General features: G+C 71.8%; 13 protein-coding genes. 6 read left to right on the top strand and 7 right to left on the bottom strand.

Features of this window, described 5'->3' with window-relative positions:
• Positions 1-181: 181 nt before the first annotated feature.
• The 3 genes from AB0B50_RS06050 to AB0B50_RS06040 form a co-directional block, all read right to left on the bottom strand.
• Positions 182-1339 (bottom strand): acetyl-CoA C-acetyltransferase, encoded by a 1158-nt coding sequence (locus AB0B50_RS06050; RefSeq protein ID WP_362326282.1) that lies wholly within the window; start codon positions 1337-1339, stop codon positions 182-184.
• 55 nt (positions 1340-1394) lie between these two features.
• Positions 1395-2039, bottom strand: coding sequence for a TetR/AcrR family transcriptional regulator (locus AB0B50_RS06045; RefSeq protein ID WP_362326279.1), 645 nt, complete (start codon positions 2037-2039; stop codon positions 1395-1397).
• Between the two features lie 128 nt (positions 2040-2167).
• Positions 2168-2950, bottom strand: a complete 783-nt coding sequence (locus tag AB0B50_RS06040) for an SDR family oxidoreductase (RefSeq protein WP_362326276.1) — start codon at positions 2948-2950, stop codon at positions 2168-2170.
• A 160-nt stretch (positions 2951-3110) separates the two neighbouring features.
• On the opposite strand from AB0B50_RS06040, the gene AB0B50_RS06035 reads away from it, so the two are divergent.
• The 4 genes from AB0B50_RS06035 to AB0B50_RS06020 all read left to right on the top strand — a co-directional run bounded on the left by AB0B50_RS06035 (position 3111) and on the right by AB0B50_RS06020 (position 7640).
• Positions 3111-4283 carry an acyl-CoA dehydrogenase family protein gene (locus AB0B50_RS06035; protein WP_362326273.1) on the top strand — a complete coding sequence of 391 codons (1173 nt, stop codon included), beginning with the start codon at positions 3111-3113 and terminating at the stop codon, positions 4281-4283.
• The gene (locus AB0B50_RS06030) at positions 4283-5281 is read left to right on the top strand and encodes an acyl-CoA dehydrogenase family protein (protein WP_362326270.1); all 999 of its coding nucleotides are present in this window, start codon (positions 4283-4285) and stop codon (positions 5279-5281) included. Before AB0B50_RS06035 ends, AB0B50_RS06030 begins: the two co-directional genes overlap by 1 nt.
• Positions 5282-5444: 163 nt before the next feature.
• Complete coding sequence (locus AB0B50_RS06025) at positions 5445-6626, top strand: anhydro-N-acetylmuramic acid kinase (protein ID WP_362326268.1); 1182 nt, start codon at positions 5445-5447, stop codon at positions 6624-6626.
• 63 nt (positions 6627-6689) lie between these two features.
• Complete coding sequence (locus AB0B50_RS06020) at positions 6690-7640, top strand: DUF2510 domain-containing protein (protein ID WP_362326265.1); 951 nt, start codon at positions 6690-6692, stop codon at positions 7638-7640.
• Between the two features lie 159 nt (positions 7641-7799).
• On the opposite strand, the gene AB0B50_RS06015 is transcribed toward AB0B50_RS06020, so the two are convergent.
• Positions 7800-8384 carry a TetR/AcrR family transcriptional regulator gene (locus tag AB0B50_RS06015; RefSeq protein ID WP_362326262.1) on the bottom strand — a complete coding sequence of 195 codons (585 nt, stop codon included), beginning with the start codon at positions 8382-8384 and terminating at the stop codon, positions 7800-7802.
• 161 nt (positions 8385-8545) lie between these two features.
• Between AB0B50_RS06015 and AB0B50_RS06010 the strand changes: the two genes are divergently transcribed.
• Together AB0B50_RS06010 and AB0B50_RS06005 are read left to right on the top strand one after the other, a co-directional pair.
• Positions 8546-9385, top strand: a complete 840-nt coding sequence (locus AB0B50_RS06010; RefSeq protein WP_362326259.1) for a phosphatase PAP2 family protein — start codon at positions 8546-8548, stop codon at positions 9383-9385.
• On the top strand, positions 9382-10320 hold the full coding sequence (locus AB0B50_RS06005) for a DMT family transporter (RefSeq protein WP_362326256.1): 939 nt from the start codon (positions 9382-9384) through the stop codon (positions 10318-10320). Before AB0B50_RS06010 ends, AB0B50_RS06005 begins: the two co-directional genes overlap by 4 nt.
• Before the next feature lie 69 nt (positions 10321-10389).
• Here AB0B50_RS06005 and AB0B50_RS06000 read toward each other — a convergent pair whose 3' ends face one another.
• The 3 genes from AB0B50_RS06000 to AB0B50_RS05990 form a co-directional block, all read right to left on the bottom strand.
• A complete protein-coding gene (locus tag AB0B50_RS06000) occupies positions 10390-11268 on the bottom strand; it encodes a phospholipid scramblase-related protein (RefSeq protein WP_362326254.1) in 879 nt (292 codons plus the stop codon).
• Positions 11269-11423: 155 nt separating this feature from the next.
• Complete coding sequence (valS, locus tag AB0B50_RS05995; protein WP_362326251.1) at positions 11424-13976, bottom strand: valine--tRNA ligase; 2553 nt, start codon at positions 13974-13976, stop codon at positions 11424-11426.
• An 83-nt stretch (positions 13977-14059) separates the two neighbouring features.
• Positions 14060-16117 (bottom strand): phosphocholine-specific phospholipase C, encoded by a 2058-nt coding sequence (locus tag AB0B50_RS05990; RefSeq protein ID WP_362326248.1) that lies wholly within the window; start codon positions 16115-16117, stop codon positions 14060-14062.
• Between the last annotated feature and the right edge of the window lie 91 nt (positions 16118-16208).

The raw sequence follows: 16208 nt of genomic DNA, 5'->3' as shown, positions 1-16208 counted from the left end.
GTCGGGGCCGCCTTGGAGACCGGTCCGGGCAGGTACTCCCGCAAGGGGTGAGGAAGAGTCCATTTCGCGGACGAACGGCACGCTTTTGCGGGACCGTCCCCGCACACGGCCTCGGGCACCTCCCCGCGCGCGACTGATCGGCTGCGCCCTCGCACGACCGGGGTACGGGCACGCGGTGCCGTCAGAGGCGCTCGATGATCGTCACGTTCGCCTGGCCGCCGCCCTCGCACATCGTCTGGAGGCCGAACCGGCCTCCGGTGCGCTCCAGTTCGTGCAGGAGGGTCGTCATGAGCTTGGTGCCGGTCGCGCCCAAGGGGTGGCCGAGCGCGATCGCGCCGCCGTTCACGTTGACCTTCTCGGGGTCGGCACCGGTCTCCTTGAGCCAGGCGAGGACCACGGGCGCGAACGCTTCGTTGATCTCGACGAGGTCGATGTCGGTGATGCTCATGCCGGTCTTCTTGAGGGCGTACGCCGTCGCGGGGATCGGCGCGGAGAGCATCCGGATGGGGTCCTCGGCGCGCACGGAGAGGTGGTGGATGCGGGCACGGGGCGTCAATCCGTGCTCCCGCACGGCTCGTTCGCTCGCGATCAGCATCGCCGCCGCGCCGTCGGAGACCTGCGAGGAGCAGGCGGCGGTGATCGTGCCGTCGTCGAGGACGGGCTTGAGTCCTGCCATCTTCTCCAGCGTCGTGTCGCGGCGGGGGCCCTCGTCCTGCATCACGTCTCCGTAGCCGACGAGTTCGCGGTCGAAGCGGCCCTCGTCGATGGCGCGGACGGCCCGCCGGTGGGAGCGGAGCGCGAACTCCTCCATGTCACGGCGGGATATGCCCCACTTCTCGGCGATCAACTGGGCGCCGTGGAACTGGTTGACGGGCTGGTCGCCGTAGCGGGCGCGCCAGCCTTCGCTGCCCGCGTAGGGACCTTGGGTGAGGCCGAGGGGTTCGGCGGCCTGCCGGGACGCGAAGGCGATGGGGATCATCGACATGTTCTGCGTGCCGCCCGCGACGACGAGGTCCTGGGTGCCGGACAGGACGCCCTGCGCCGCGAAGTGCACGGCCTGCTGGGACGATCCGCACTGCCGGTCGACCGTCACGCCGGGCACTTCCTCGGGGAGCCCGGCCGCCAGCCAGCAGGTGCGGGCGATGTCCCCGGCCTGCGGTCCGACGGTGTCGAGGCAGCCGAAGACGACGTCCTCGACAGCTGCGGGGTCGACGCCGGTGCGCTCGACGAGCGCTTTGAGGACATGGGCGCCCAGGTCGGCGGGGTGGACCTGGCAGAGCCCTCCCTTGCGCCTGCCGACGGGTGTGCGGACCGCTTCGACGATGTAGGCCTCGGCCATGGCTGTGTACTCCTCGGTCTCCTCGGTCGTGCGGCGCCGCGCTGCTACGGGCCGCTCACGTACGTACGGAGATGCCGTCCAGGACCATCGACAGGTACTGACGGGCGATCTCCTCGGGGCTGTGGCCTCCGCCGGGGCGGTACCAGGACGCGGCGACCCAGACGGTGTCGCGCACGAAGCGGTAGGCGAGCCGGATGTCCAGGTCGTCGCGGAAGACGCCTTCCGCGACGCCCCGTTCCAGCGTCGTGAGCCAGGCCTTCTCGAAGCGCTGCTGCGAGTCGGACAGGTACTGGAAGCGCTGCTGCGCGACCAGGTGCTTGGCCTCCTTCTGGTAGATCGCGACGGCGGCGCGGTGCCGGTCGATCTCCCGGAAGGACTCGGTGACGAGGGCCTCGAGCGTCGCGCGGGGGTCGAGCTGGGCCTGGAGCACGGTGTCGTACCCGTCCCAGAGCTCGGTGAGGAAGGTGCGGAGGATCTCTTCGAGCATCGACTCCTTGGAGTCGAAGTGGTAGTACAGGCTGCCGGCGAGCATGCCCGCGGCGTCGGCGATCTTGCGGACCGTGGTGGCGTTGTACCCCTGCTCGGCGAAGACGTCGGCGGCGATGCCGAGCAGCTCGCGGCGGCGCTCGGGTGAGGGGCTCACCGGGGGCTTCTTCTTGGCGGTGGGCTTACCACTGGCGCTCTGTTTCGGTTTCGACACACGGTCATTCTCCGCCCATGCGCTTCGCTGGATTCACCGTGGGAATCTGCGGGTCGTTCGTGGCTGGTCGCGCCTCCTCGACGGAGCCGCATGTGTCACGGCCCCGCGCCCCTTTCGGGGCGCTTCTCCTAGGCGTGCTGACTGCTGACCGAGACCGTCTCCCCCGTCATGTACGAGGAGTAGCCACTGGCCAGGAAAACGATGACGTTGGCTATCTCCCACGGCTCGGCATGCCGCCCGAACGCCTCGCGCGCGGTGAGCTCTTCGAGGAGCTCGGGCGAGGTGACCTTCGCGAGGTGGGGGTGCAGGGCGAGGCTCGGCGAGACCGCGTTGACCCGGATGCCGTGGGGGGCCGCCTCGATCGCGGCGCAGCGGGTGAGGGCCATGACGCCCGCCTTCGCGGCGGCGTAGTGCGCCTGGCCCGCCTGGGCCCGCCAGCCGAGCACCGAGGCGTTGTTCACGATCACGCCGCCCCGGGCGGCGGCTCGCATGCGGCGCAGGGCTGCGCGAGTGGATCGGAATGTGCCGTTCAGTGTGACGTCGATGACCTTGCCCCACTGCTCGTCGGTCATCTCGGTGAGCTCTGCCGTGCCGCCGAGGCCGGCGTTGTTCACCACGACGTCCAGGTGGCCGTGGCGGTGCTCGGCCAGGTCGAAGAGCGCCTGCACCTGTGCCTCGTCGGTGACGTCGCACGGGATGCCGTCCACGCGGTCGGCGCCGAACTCCTCGGTGAGCGCGGCCACCGACTCCTTGGTGCGGCGCGGATGGGCGTCGCCGATGACGATGCGCGCGCCCTCCTCCAGGAAACGGCGCGCGGTGGCGCCGCCGATGCCCGCTCCGGCGGCCGCCGTGATCACGGCGGTGCGCCCCGCGAGCAGGTCGTGCCCTTGCACATAAGCGGGTGCGTCCATGCGCGGCCCCCCGGCTCTCGATCGGTTCCGGTCGCGGTTCCGGTTCTTCACCCTCGACTCGTCGACTCCCCTCAGGGTAATCTACCAAACACTTGTTAGGGAAGACACATCGTGAGCCGAACCGAGATGTTGAACCGAGAAGTGGAGAGGTGAGCCGCCGATGGACCTCGACTTCACCGCCGACGAGGAGGAGTTCGGGCTGCGGGCGCGCGCGTGGCTCGCGGCGCACGTGCCGGCCGAGCCGCTGCCCTCGCTGGAGACCGAGGAGGGCTTCGCGGCCCACCGGGAGTGGGAGCGCGAACTCGCGGCCGACCGCTGGTCGGTGGTGTCCTGGCCGAAGGAGTACGGCGGCCGGGGCGTCGACATCGTCAAGTGGCTGCTCTTCGAGGAGGAGTACTACGCGGCGGGCGCGCCGGGCCGCGTCTCGCAGAACGGCATCAACCTGCTCGCGCCGACCCTCTTCGACTACGGGACCGAGGAACAGCGCGCCCGCGTGCTGCCCTCCATGGCGAGAGGCGAGGTGGTCTGGGCGCAGGCATGGTCGGAGCCGGAGTCGGGCTCCGACCTGGCGTCCCTGCGCTCCACCGCCCGCCGCACGGACGGTGGTTGGCTGCTCAGGGGGCAGAAGACCTGGTCGTCACGGGCGGCGTTCGCCGACCGCGCGTTCGGCCTGTTCCGCAGCGAGCCGGGCGAGACCCACGAGGACAAGCCGCACCGGGGCCTGACGTATCTGATGTTCCCGCTCGACGCGGACGGGGTGACGGTCCGCCCCGTCGGGCGTCTGGACGGCAAGCCCGCCTTCGCCGAACTCTTCCTGGACGACGTCTTCGTGCCGGACGAGGACGTGATCGGCGAGCCGGGCCAGGGGTGGCGGATCGCCATGTCCACCACGGGCAACGAACGCGGTCTGACGCTGCGTTCCCCCGGCCGTTTCCTCGCCGCCGCGGACCGTCTGGCGCGGCAGTGGCGGCACGGCGCGGACCCGGCGGACTCGGCCCTGCGCGACCGCGTCGCCGACGCCGTCATCGGGGCGCGCGCTTATGAGTTGTTCACCTGGGCGAACGCCTCACGCTTCGCGGCCGGCGAGAGCATCGGCGCCGAGTCCAGCCTCAACAAGGTGTTCTGGTCGGAGTACGACATCGCGCTCCACGAGACGGCGCTGGATCTGCTGGGCCCGGAGGGCGAGTTGACGGACTCCTCCGCGGCGGACGGCCACGACTGGTCCGAGGGGTATGTCTTCTCCCTCGCCGGTCCCATCTACGCCGGCACCAACGAGATCCAGCGCGACATCATCGCCGAACGGCTGCTCGGCCTGCCGAAGGGACGCCGCTGATGAGGTTCCTCCTCGACGACGAGCAGCGCGAGTTCGCGCGCTCGCTCGACGCGATGCTGACGGCGACCGGCACGGTGGCGGCCACGCGCGCGTGGGGCGCGGGCGACCGGACGCCGGGCCGTGCGGTGTGGGCCCGGCTCGCGGACGCGGGGGTCTTCGCGCTGCCGGTCCCCCAGGAGTACGAGGGCGTGGGGCCGCTCCCCGTCGAAACGGCCGTCGCGTTCGTGGAGTTGGGGCGGCACGCCGTGCCGGGCCCGGTGGTCGAGACGGTGGCGGCTGCCGCGCTCCTGACGCGCCTCGCCGAGCGCGGCGAGGCAGGGCCCGCCAAGCGGTTTCTGCCCGCGCTGGCATCCGGCGCGGCGAGCGCGACGCTGACGCCGCCCGCGTCCCTGCCCGGCGCGAGCCCCTTCGCCCTGGACGCGGACACGGCGGACCTGGTCCTTGCCGCGACCGACGGCGAGCTGCGCCTCGCCCCCGGGCACGCGCGCGTGCGCCGCTCCCTGGATCCCGCCCGGCACCTCGCGGCGCCGCTGCCCGGCGGGGAGTTGCTCGCCTCGGGCCCCGCCGTGGCCGACGCGGCGCGGCACGCGGTCCGGTGGGCGGCACTGGGCACGGCCGCGCAGGCACTCGGCGTCGGGTTCGCGCTGCTCGACAGGACCGTGGCGTATGTGAAGCAGCGCACCCAGTTCGGGGTGCCCATCGGGTCGTTCCAGGCGGTCAAGCACCGCCTCGCGGACGCCCTGGTGCGCCTGGAGTTCGCCCGTCCGCTGGTGCTCGGCGCCGCGACGACCATGGCTCCGGGTGACATCGCGGCGGCCAAGGTGACGGCGGGAGAAGCGGCGTACGGGGCGGCCCGTGCCGCGCTCCAACTGCACGGCGCGATCGGGTACACGGCGGAGTTCGACCTGTCCCTGTGGCTCACCAAGGCACGGGCGCTGCGCGGGGCCTGGGGGGATCCGGGGGTGTGGCGGGGCCAGGTCCTCGCCGCGCGGGAATGACGGGTCCGCGACACCCCCGGGCCGGAATCCAGCACTCACGAGAGGCGGCGCCGCTGCGCGCGCGAGTGCACCCCGTGCCGCTTTCCGGGAAGACGCGTCGCCCGCCGCCCACGAGGTGCGATGATCAAGCGCATTGGTGAGCCGACCGAGAAGGAGGCCCCACGTGCGCGTGATCGGGCTCATGTCAGGTACCTCGTACGACGCGATCGACGCGGCCGCCGCCGACCTGATCCTCGACGGGGACCGGCTGACGCTCACCCCCCTCGGGCTGATCAGCCGTGGCTATGACGACGGGCTCCGCGCCGCCCTGGCCGCCGCGCTGCCGCCCGCCGCCACCACCCTCGCCGAGGTCTGCCGCCTCGACACCCGCATCGGGCGCGCCTTCGCCGCCGCCGCGGTCGAGGCGGACCGCGAGCTGTGCGACGGGCAGGCCGAGTTGGTCGCCTCGCACGGCCAGACCGTCTACCACTGGGTGGAGGACGGACAGGTGCACGGCACCCTGCAGATCGGCCAGCCCGCGTGGATCGCCGAGGCGACGGGCCTGCCGGTGGTCGCCGACTTCCGCCCCCGTGACATCGCGGCGGGCGGCCAGGGCGCGCCCCTGGTCAGCCTGGTGGACCGGATGTGGCTGCGCGGCAGGCCCGGCGCCCCCGCCGCGCTGAACCTCGGCGGCATCGCCAACATCACCGCCCCGGACGGCACCGCCTTCGACACGGGCCCCGCCAACGCCCTCGTCGACGCCGCGGTGAGCGAGGCGACGGACGGCCGCCTCACCTACGACCTGGACGGCGAGCTGGCCGCGCGCGGCACGGTCCACGAGGGCCTGCTCGACCGCCTGCTGGCCGAGCCCTACTACGCGGCCCCCACGCCGAAGACGACGGGCAAGGAGCTCTTCCATCTGCCGTATCTGCGTACGGCGTTGCAGGGGTACGAGAAGCTGCCCACCGAGGACGTCGTCGCCACGCTCACCTGCCTCACGGCCCGCACGGTCGCCGACGCCGTCCGGTCGGTGAAGGCGTCCGAGGTCGTCGCCTCCGGTGGCGGGACGCGCAATCCGGCGCTGATGGCGGCGCTGCGGGCGGAGTTGGGCGGGGTGCCGTTGCGCACCTCCGACGAACTGGGTCTGCCGTCCGCGGCGAAGGAGGCGTACGCCTTCGCCGTCCTCGGTTTCCTGACCCTGCACGGACTGCCGGGGACCGTGCCGCAGAGCACGGGGGCGCGGCACGCGAGCGTGCTGGGTTCGATCACGCCGGGGCGGCGCGGAGCGCCCTGGCCCGAGGGGGTGGCGGGGGCACAGGGGCCGCTGCGTCTCGTGGTCAACGGCCATGGGCACGGGGGCCGGTAGAGAGGGCCGAATTGGCGGCCCCCTCTCATCCGGCTTTCACGCGGGGCTCATACTCTGGCGGCCATGACCCAGATGACTCCCCCAGGCTGGTACCCCGACCCCGGCCAGATCGCCGGCGGTCCTCCCACCGAGCGCTGGTGGGACGGGAACGTGTGGACGGATCAGGTGCGCGCCGCCCAGGGCACCGCGGCGTACCCGACCCAGCCGGCCTTTCCGGCCCACCCCGGACAGGCCCCCGCTCCTCGGCGCCGGCTGCGCGTCGCGATCGCCGCGGGCGTGGTCCTCGTCGTCCTCGCAGGGATAGGCGGGGGCGTGTACGCCCTGACCGCCGACGACGACGGGGACGACGGCGGCTCCGCCCGCGATCAGCCGTCGGCCGGGGCCCCGCAGGACCCCGGGGGCCCCGAGTCCCGTGAGCCCCAGGCGCCGCAGCAGTCGCCGGGCGTTCCCGACAACCCGCAGGCCCCGGAGCAGGACCCGGGCTTCGCCACCGACACGGAAAGCGGCATCAAGATCCCCGTGCCGGACGGCTGGTCGGGCGGAACCACCGTGAAGGGCGCCGGGGTGCAGACGCCCCCGATCCCCTGCCCCGGCAACACCAACGAACAGTGCACCCGCGGCAGCGCGTACTCCATGACGGCCTACAGCCTCAAGCTCGACGCCAAGACGCCCGAGGCGGCCGCCAAGGAGGACATCAAGGAGAACGCCGAGCAGGGGTACGGCGGCAAGACCTACGGAAAGATCACCTCGCACAAGGTGCTGAAGTCCGAGTCGATCACCGTGGCGGGCCAGAAGGGCTATCACGTCCGCTGGAAGGCCGTCACGCAGAAGAGCGACGACGGCTACGTCGAGTCGCTCGCCTTCCCGTCCCCCGCCGACAAGTCGAAGATCGTCATCGTCCGCATGGGCATCGACGTCAACCCCAAGGCTCCGTCGCCCTCCGTCATGGACCAGATCGCCAAGGGGATCAAGGCCGGTCCGGCCGGCGGTGGCGGCACCGGGCAGGACGTCTAGAACCGGAGCCGGGCGGGGTTCCTCTGGAACCAGAGCCGGGCGGGGTTCCTCGCCGCTCAGGAGGAACACCGCCCGGCCCGGGGGTGCGCGCCGCCCCCGTCCCCACGGTGCGGCGCGGGCAGGCCCGGGTCGCGTCATCCAACAGACCCGGGCCCACGATCAGGTGAGGCCGAGCGCGGGCAGCACGCAGGCCTCGACGAAGCGGGTCAGATACTCCCCGTCGGCGTACTCGCCCTCCAGGACCGGCCTGGCCCGCAGCACGCCGAACAGCTGCACCGTGACGAACTCCACCGCCGGGTGCCCCTCGGCGATCTCGCCGCGCTCCACGCCGCGCCGCATGATCGCGGCCATGGCCCGCAGCTCCGGCTCGACGAGCGTCTCGCGCAGCACCCGCTGCAGGTCCTCGTCCTGCAGGACCGCGTGGCTGAGCGCCTGGACCAGCATCGTGTCCCGCCCGGACTGCTCGCCCGCGGCCCGCGCCGCCTCGCGCAGGTCCCCGGCGAGGCTGCCGGTGTCGATGCCTTCGAAGCGCACACAGCGGTTGGCGCGTAGCGCGGCGGCCACGAACTGGGGCTTGGTCTTCCACTGGCGGTAGAGCGTGGACTTGCTGCACCGGGTGCGGGCGGCGACGCCCTCCATGGTCAGGGCCTCGTAGCCGCACTCGCGGAGCTGGTCGAGGACGGCGTCGTAGAACTCCTGCTCGCGCTCCGGCGTGATCTTCGAGCGGCTCGACGTCGACGTCATGGCTCTTCTCCTCGGTACGGCGGCCGATCGGGCTCTCTCGACCCCTAGCGATACGCCAGTGTACCGGTACGCCCGCGTATCGGTACACTGGCGTATCGATGAGTGGGGCGATCCCTCGCTCAGCACCGCACTACCCAGTCATCACGTAAAGGGGCCGGGGGATGGAATCCCGAACCGAGCCTGCCGAACGGGAGCCGGACATATCGGTCCGGGAGCCGGACGCGACCACCGTCCGGAAGCCGGACACATCTGCTGCCCGACCGCCCCTCGTCCGCGAGCTCCTCCTCGTCGCAGGACTTTTCCTCGTCTACAAATTCGGCAGGCAACTGGCCAACGGCCACACCGGCGAGGCCTTCCACAACGCGCACCGCGTGTGGGACGCCGAGCGGGCACTGCGCCTGCCCGGCGAGGGCGCCGTGCAGGACGCCCTGCTCAGCAGCGAGACGCTGATCCACGCCGCGAACACCTACTACGCGACCGTGCACTTCCCGGCGACGCTGCTGTTCCTGGTCTGGCTGTATCTGCGCCGCCCGCGACACTACGTCTGGACCCGCCGGGTGCTCGCCGCGCTGACCGCGGCCGCGCTCGTGCTGCACCTCGGCTTCCCGCTCGCGCCGCCGCGGATGCTGGACGCCGCGCACCTCGTGGACACCGCGCAGGTGTACGGGCCCTCGGTGTACGCCTCCGAGCCCGCGACCGACACCATGGCCAACCAGTTCGCGGCCATGCCGTCCCTGCACTTCGGCTGGGCGCTGATGCTCGCCGTCGGGATGATCGTCGCCACCTCGTCGCGCTGGCGCTGGCTGTGGCTGCTGCACCCCCTGCTGACCCTGCTCGTGGTGGTCGGCACCGCCAACCACTACTGGCTCGACGCGATCGTGGCGACCGCGCTGCTCGGCATCGCGCTCGCGGTGATCCGGCTGCCGCGCCCCGGCGCCTCGCTGACCGTGCGCCGCTCTGCGCCCGCGCGCGAGCTGGTCACTTCGGGGGCCGGCCGGTGAGCGCCACACTCCTCGCCGTCGCCCTCTCCCTCGTCTCCGCGGCCGCGTACGCCGCCGCGGCCGTCGCCCAGGAGCGGCTCGCCTCGCGCGTCGCCGAGGGCGAGAGCGGGGTCCTGCGGATGCTCGGCAGCGGGGCGTGGTGGTCCTCGGTCGGGCTCAACGCGTCCGCGGCGCTGCTGCACGTGGCGGCCCTGAAGTACGGGCCGCTCACGCTGGTCCAGCCGCTGGGGGCGCTCACCCTGGTCGCCGCCGTGCCGCTCGGCGCGCGGCTCGCGGGGCGCCGGGTCACGCGCCTGGAGTGGCGCGGCACCGGACTCACGCTCATCGGCCTCGGCGCGCTGCTCCTGACCGCGTCGGGCCCCGCGCCCGACGACACCCTGACGGTGCCGGAGGCGCTGGTCGTCGCCGCCGCGACCATGGCGGTCATCGGGCTGCTCTCGCGGCCCGGCACCCGACCCGGGCTACGCCACGCGACCGCGTCCGGCTTCGCCTCCGGGGTCGCCTCCGCGCTCACCCAGACCGTGACGGTCGCCGTGACGGACCGCTCGGGTCCGCTGCTCAGTCCGCAGGTGGTGGTCGTGGCGCTGCTCGTGGCGGCGTTCGCCGCCGGTGGTCTGCTGCTCTCGCAGACCGCCTACCGCGGCGGCCTCGGCGCACCGCTCGCCGTGGTGACGCTCTCCAACCCGGTCGCGGCCTCGGTCATCGGCGTGACGCTCCTCGGCGAGCGCCTCCAGGGCGGCATCGTCGGCATCCTCCTCGCGGTGGCGGGCGCGGCGGTGGCGGCGTACGGAGTGGTCGTCCTCACCCGGTCGCCGCGAAGCCTCGCCGGCGAGCCGGAGCCGGGCCTCCTGCCGTCGATTCCGCCCCAGGCCGTCGCCCCCGAAGGGACGCGGGGAACTGCGCGACCGGCCACATCCGGCCTGCAGAGCGTCTGAGGCGTACACACGAAACGGCGCCGGCCGCCCCCATGGAAGGGGCAACCGGCGCCGCTGTCGTACCGAGCGTCACCCGAAACCGCGCGCATCCTGCTTCAGCGCCGTGTCAACCGTGAGCGCCGTGGCCACGACAAGGCTGAGCAGCGGCTCGGGCAGCTGGTAGTGAATCTGCAGGACGTAGTTGTCCGCGGTGGTGAACATCGTCTTGGCGAGGCCTTCCCAGGTCTTCGTGATCCGGGCGACCTCGTTGTCCGCGTGGTCGACGATCGAGAAGTTCCAGGCACGCCAGTTCTCCGCCTTGATCGCGCCGACCTGCTGGCCGTTCACCATCATGCCGAAGTTGATCTTGCCGATCACGTTCTGCTGGACGATCTCGCCGACCGGCTGGCCGTCCGCGCGCTCGACGATCACACGCGACTTCATGAACTTGCGGGGGCGGGTCAGCATCAGCTGCGGCTGGCCGTACCCGTCGCGGATCTCCAGCTTGTGCGTCATGAACTGGTCGACGCTGGAGACGAAGCGGGCGACCTTCTTCAGCGTGCTCTGGCCGACCTGGACGACCGAGCCGAGCGTGTTGCCCGACTGGTCCATGACGCTGTACTCGTTCGTCAGCTCGATCAGCTTGGCCTTCTGGTTCACGACCAGGACCGGCTCGGAGAACAGCGTCCCGCCGCCCTGCGCGGCCGGCGCGACACCGGCCTGCTGCTGCACCTGGCGCTGCACCTTGGCCTGGTCGACCATCGGCGCGGCCTGCTGCGGCTGCGCCTGGGGCTGGCCGAACTGGCCCTGCAGCGCGTGGCCCTGCGGCTGCGCCTGCTGCGGGACCTGTCCCTGCGGGGCCGGGTTGGTGTGGTCCGTCCACTGGGAGCCGTCCCACCAGCGGAGCAGCTGGGCCGCGCCGTGAGGGTCCGGGTACCAGCCTGCAGGAGTGTTCGAATGCGTTGTCACCCGGGCGACCCTACCGTCCCGGTACGGGACGTTCGCCACCCCTTTCCCAGGGGTGTGACCTCTGACTCACGTGACGGAACCGACGCATACATCTGCGGGTGCTTCGTGGCTGGTCGCGCAATTCCCCGCGCCCCTTACGGGGCGCGGCCCACCGCTCAGAGCACGACCTCCACCCGCAGATCTCCCTCCGCCTCCCGCAGCTCCACCGCCGCGATCCGGCCCGCCGCCCGGACGTCGTTCTCCGCAGACGCGAAGAGGTCCAGGGTCGACCGCGGTGCCGTGACCGTCGCCTTCGCCGCCTGGGCCCGCATCGACAGCTTCGCCTGGGACTTGGCCTTGCGGACCGCCGCGATGGCCTCCGACGCCGTGGCGAGGACCGCCGCGTCGCCCCCGTGCTCCCGCAGTGCGGACGCGCTCGGCCAGGCCGCGCGGTGCACCGAGCCCTCGCGCCACCACGACCAGACCTCCTCCGTGACGAACGGCAGGACCGGCGCGAAGAGCCGCAGCAGCACGTCGAGTGCCGTGCGCAGCGCCGCCCGTGCCGAGCGGGTCGCCGCCGCGTCGCCGTGGTCGCCGTACGCACGGGCCTTGACCAGCTCGACGTAGTCGTCGCAGAAGCGCCAGAAGAGCTGTTCCGTGCGCTCCAGAGCGCGTGCGTAGTCGAAGGCGTCGAAGGCCGCGGTGGCCTCGTCGACCGTCGACGCGAGCGCGGCAAGCAGGGCCCGGTCGAGCGGCGCGGTCACCGCCGTGTCGTCACCGGCCTCACCCAGGCTCAGCACGAACTTGCCGACGTTCAGCACCTTCGTGGCGAGACGGCGGCCGATCTTCATCTGCCCGGTCTCGAACGCCGTGTCCGTGCCGGGGCGTCCGCTCGCCGCCCAGTAGCGGACCGCGTCCGAGCCGTGCTGGACGAGGAGGTGGTCCGGCGTGACGACGTTCCCCTTGGACTTCGCCATCTTCTTGCGGTCGGGGTCGAGGATCCAGCCCGAGATCGCCGCGTGCCGCCAGGGCAGCGCGTCGTGCCCGGTGTGGGCGCGCACGACCGTGGAGAACAGCCAGGTGCGGATGATCTCGTGGGACTGGGGGCGCAGGTCCATGGGGAAGACCCGCGCGAACAGATCGGGGTCGGAGAGCCACTTCCCGGCGATCTGCGGCGTGAGCGAGGACGTCGCCCAGGTGTCCATGACGTCCGGGTCGCCGATGAAGCCGTGCGGCTCGCCGCGCTGTGCCGCGTCGTAGCCCGGCGGGGTCTCCGCGCTCGGGTCGACGGGGAGCGCCGCGCGGTCGGGGGTGATCGGGTGGTCGTAGTCGGGCTTTCCGGTGCCGTCCAGCGGGTACCAGACGGGGATCGGGACGCCGAAGAACCGCTGGCGGCTGATCAGCCAGTCGCCGTTGAGGCCGCCGACCCAGTTCTCGTAGCGGATCCGCATGTGCGGCGGGTGCCACGCCAACTCGGAGCCGCGGGCGAGGAGTTCATCGCGCAGGGCGGCGTCCCTGCCGCCGTTGCGGACGTACCACTGGCGGGTGGTGACGATCTCCAGGGGCTTGTCGCCCTTCTCGAAGAACTTCACCGCGTGCGTGACGGCGCGCGGTTCGCCCCTGAGGTCGCCGCTCGCGCGCAGCATCTCGACGACGCGTTCCCGCGCGGTGTGCGCGGTGGCGCCCGCCAGTTTCGCGTACGCCGCTGCGGCCGCCGGCGCCTCGACGCCGCTCGGCGGCTGCGCGAGGAAGCGGCCGTCCCAGCCGATCACCGGCCGTGTGGCGAGCCGCAGTTCGCGCCACCACGTGACGTCGGTGGTGTCGCCGAAGGTGCAGATCATCGCGATGCCCGTGCCCTTGTCCGGCGCGGCGAGGCGGTGGGCGACGACGGGGACCTCGACGCCGAAGAGCGGCGTGCGGACCGTCGTGCCGAACAGGTCCTGGTAGCGCTCGTCGTCCGGGTGGGCGACCAACGCGACGCAGGCGGGCAGGAGTTCGGGGCGGGTCGTCTCGATCAGGACGGTGCCGCCCTCTCCGCCGTGGAAGGCCAGGCGGTGGTACGCGGCAGGGCGCTCCCTGTCCTCCAGCTCGGCCTGGGCGACCGCCGTGCGGAACGTGACGTCCCACAGCGTGGGCGCCTCGGCGACGTACGCCTCGCCGCGCGCGAGGTTGTCCAGGAAGGCCAGCTGCGAGGTGGCGCGGGCGTCCGTGTCGATGGTCTGGTAGGTGCGCGACCAGTCGACGGAGAGACCGAGCCCCCGCCACAGCTCCTCGAAGGCCTTCTCGTCCTCGACGGTGAGCCGCTCGCACAGCTCGATGAAGTTCCGCCGGGAGACGGGCAGTTGGTGTTTGCCGGGCTTCTCGGGCGGGGTGAAGTCGGGGTCGTACGGAAGGGCGGGATCGCAGCGGACGCCGAAGTGGTTCTGGACGCGCCGCTCGGTCGGCAGTCCGTTGTCGTCCCACCCCATGGGGTAGAAGACTTCCTTGCCGCGCATGCGCTGGTAGCGGGCGATGGTGTCGGTGTGCGTGTACGAGAAGACGTGGCCGACGTGCAGCGATCCGCTGACCGTGGGCGGCGGGGTGTCGATGGAGAAGATCTCGTCCCGCGGCTTCGAGCGGTCGAAGACGAATACGCCCGACTCGTCCCAGCGCCTCGACCATTTCGCTTCGAGCCCGTCGAGGACGGGCTTGTCGGGGGCCCCGGGAGGGGGCGGGGAGGTATTCGTCATGCCTCCGGATGCTATCCGTGGCGGCGGGACGAACACCTCCCCATTTCCGCTGCGCGCCGCGGCGGAGATGCCTCAGGGGCGGCTCAGCGGGTGGCGATCGCCGGGTCGCTGACGCCCTTCTCGCCGGTCTCGACGTGGCCCGCGAGACGCCGCAGGAAGCCCGCGTCCAGGTCGGACTTCACGGTCAGGTCGTACCAGCGCTTGGTCCCGCGCAGGTCGACGGTGTGCTCGACGGAGCCGCCCGCCTTGACCTTGAAGGTCTGCCCCGCGCCGCCGTAGGCGTTGGTGACCGTGAGGTTCACATCCGCACTGCCCGCGTTCTTCAGGGTCAGCTCGATGTTGCCGGTCGTCGCGTCGTGGCGGGCGACGACCTCGGGGCCCGCCTTCCTGCCGGGGCCCTTGAAGGTGCGCAGGAAGCCGTTGGGGCCGAATACCGACAGGTCGTAGACGTCCTTGGAGTACGCCGAGTTCCAGGTGTCGGAGAGCGTCTTGCCGGCCTCCGTGGTGTACGTCCAGGGGCCGTCGGTGCGGTTGGCGGAGCGGACGTGGAAGCAGACGCCCGCCTTGTCGCCGCCGCTGAAGGTGAGCGTGAACTTCCCTGCGGCGGCGTCCGCCGCGCCGTCCACCAGCGGCGCGTACGGCAGCGCGCGGGTGGGCCGGGAGCCTGCCTCCTGCTTGGGCAGCGCCGGGTTGGCGGGAGCCTTGGGGAAGTAGTCGGGGTGGCGCTCGTGGTCCGGCGGCTCGTAGGCGGCCGTGTCGGGGAGCTCGGCCGGGTCGGTGTCCTTGCCGCCGAAGTCGAAGGCGGAGGTGAGGTCACCGCAGATCGCGCGGCGCCACGGCGAGATGCCCGGCTCCTCGACGCCGAAGCGCTTCTCCATGAACCGGATGATCGACGTGTGGTCGAAGACCTCGGAGTTCACGAAGCCGCCGGTGCTCCACGGCGAGACGACGATCATCGGGACGCGCTGCCCGAGGCCGTAGTGCCCGGCGGCGTAGGAGGTGTTGCCGGGGAAGTAGTCGAGCGTCGTGTCGACAGTGGACTTGCCCTGGCCCGCGTCCTTTGGGGTGTACGGCGGGACGACGTGGTCGAAGTAGCCGTCGTTCTCGTCGTACGTGATGAACAGCGCCGTCTTGGCCCACACGTCGGGGTTGGACGTGAGGGCGTCCAGGACCTGCGCGATGTACCAGGCGCCGTAGTTCACGGGCCAGTTGGGGTGCTCGCAGAACGCCTCGGGGGCGGCGATGTAGGAGACCTGAGGAAGCTTGTCCGCCTTGACGTCGGCCTTGAGGATGTCGAAGTAGCCGTCGCCCGCCTTGGCGTTGGTGCCGGTGCGGGCCTTGTCGTAGAGCGGGTCGCCCGGCTTGGCACCCCGGTACTTGTTGAAGTAGAGCAGCGAGTTGTCGCCGTAGTTGCCGCGGTAGGCGTCGTCGATCCAGCCCCACTTGCCCGCGGCGTCCAGGCCGTCGCCGATGTCCTGGTACACCTTCCAGGAGATGCCCGCCTGCTCCAGGCGCTCGGCGTACGTCGTCCAGTCGTAGCCCGCCTCCTGGTTGCCGAGGACCGGACCGCCGCCCTTGCCGTCGTTGCCGACGTGGCCCGTGAGCATGTAGTAGCGGTTGGGGTCGGTGGCCCCGATGAACGAGCAGTGGTAGTCGTCGCAGACCGTGAAGGCGTCGGCGAGGGCGTAGTGGAAGGGGATGTCGTTCCGCTCCAGGTAGGCCATCGTGCGCTCGGACTTCGCGGGGATCCACTGGTCGTACGCGCCGTTGTTGAACGCCTTGTGGCCGCCGGCCCAGTCGTGGTCCAGGCCCGCGATGAACTGCATGCCGAGGTTCTCGGCGTCGGGGTGGAAGGGCAGGATCTCCTTGCCGCCACCCTGCTGGTGCCAGACCGGCTTGCCGCTGGGCAGGGTCACCGGGCGCGGGTCGCCGAAGCCGCGTACGCCCTTCATGGTGCCGAAGTAGTGGTCGAAGGACCGGTTCTCCTGCATCAGCACCACGACGTGCTCGACGTCCTTGATGGTGCCGGTGGCGCGCCTGGCGGGCAGGGACGCGGCGCGGGCGATGCTCTGGTTGAGCATGGCGAACGTCGCGGTGCCTCCGGCCAGCTGCATGAAGCGGCGCCGATTGAGTTCAGGCATGAGTATTCCGACCTCGTGTTTTGTGGGGGACGCGAGCGGGGTGAAGTGTGCCAAGGGGAGCAAGGGCTACGGAAGGGCCTGTGACGGGCGT

The organism is Streptomyces sp. NPDC041068, from assembly GCF_040647455.1.
In the GTDB taxonomy this organism is placed as follows: Bacteria; Actinomycetota; Actinomycetes; order Streptomycetales; family Streptomycetaceae; genus Streptomyces.
The sequence above is the reverse complement of the archived record's forward strand: the minus strand, read 5'-3'. Positions and strand labels throughout refer to the sequence as shown.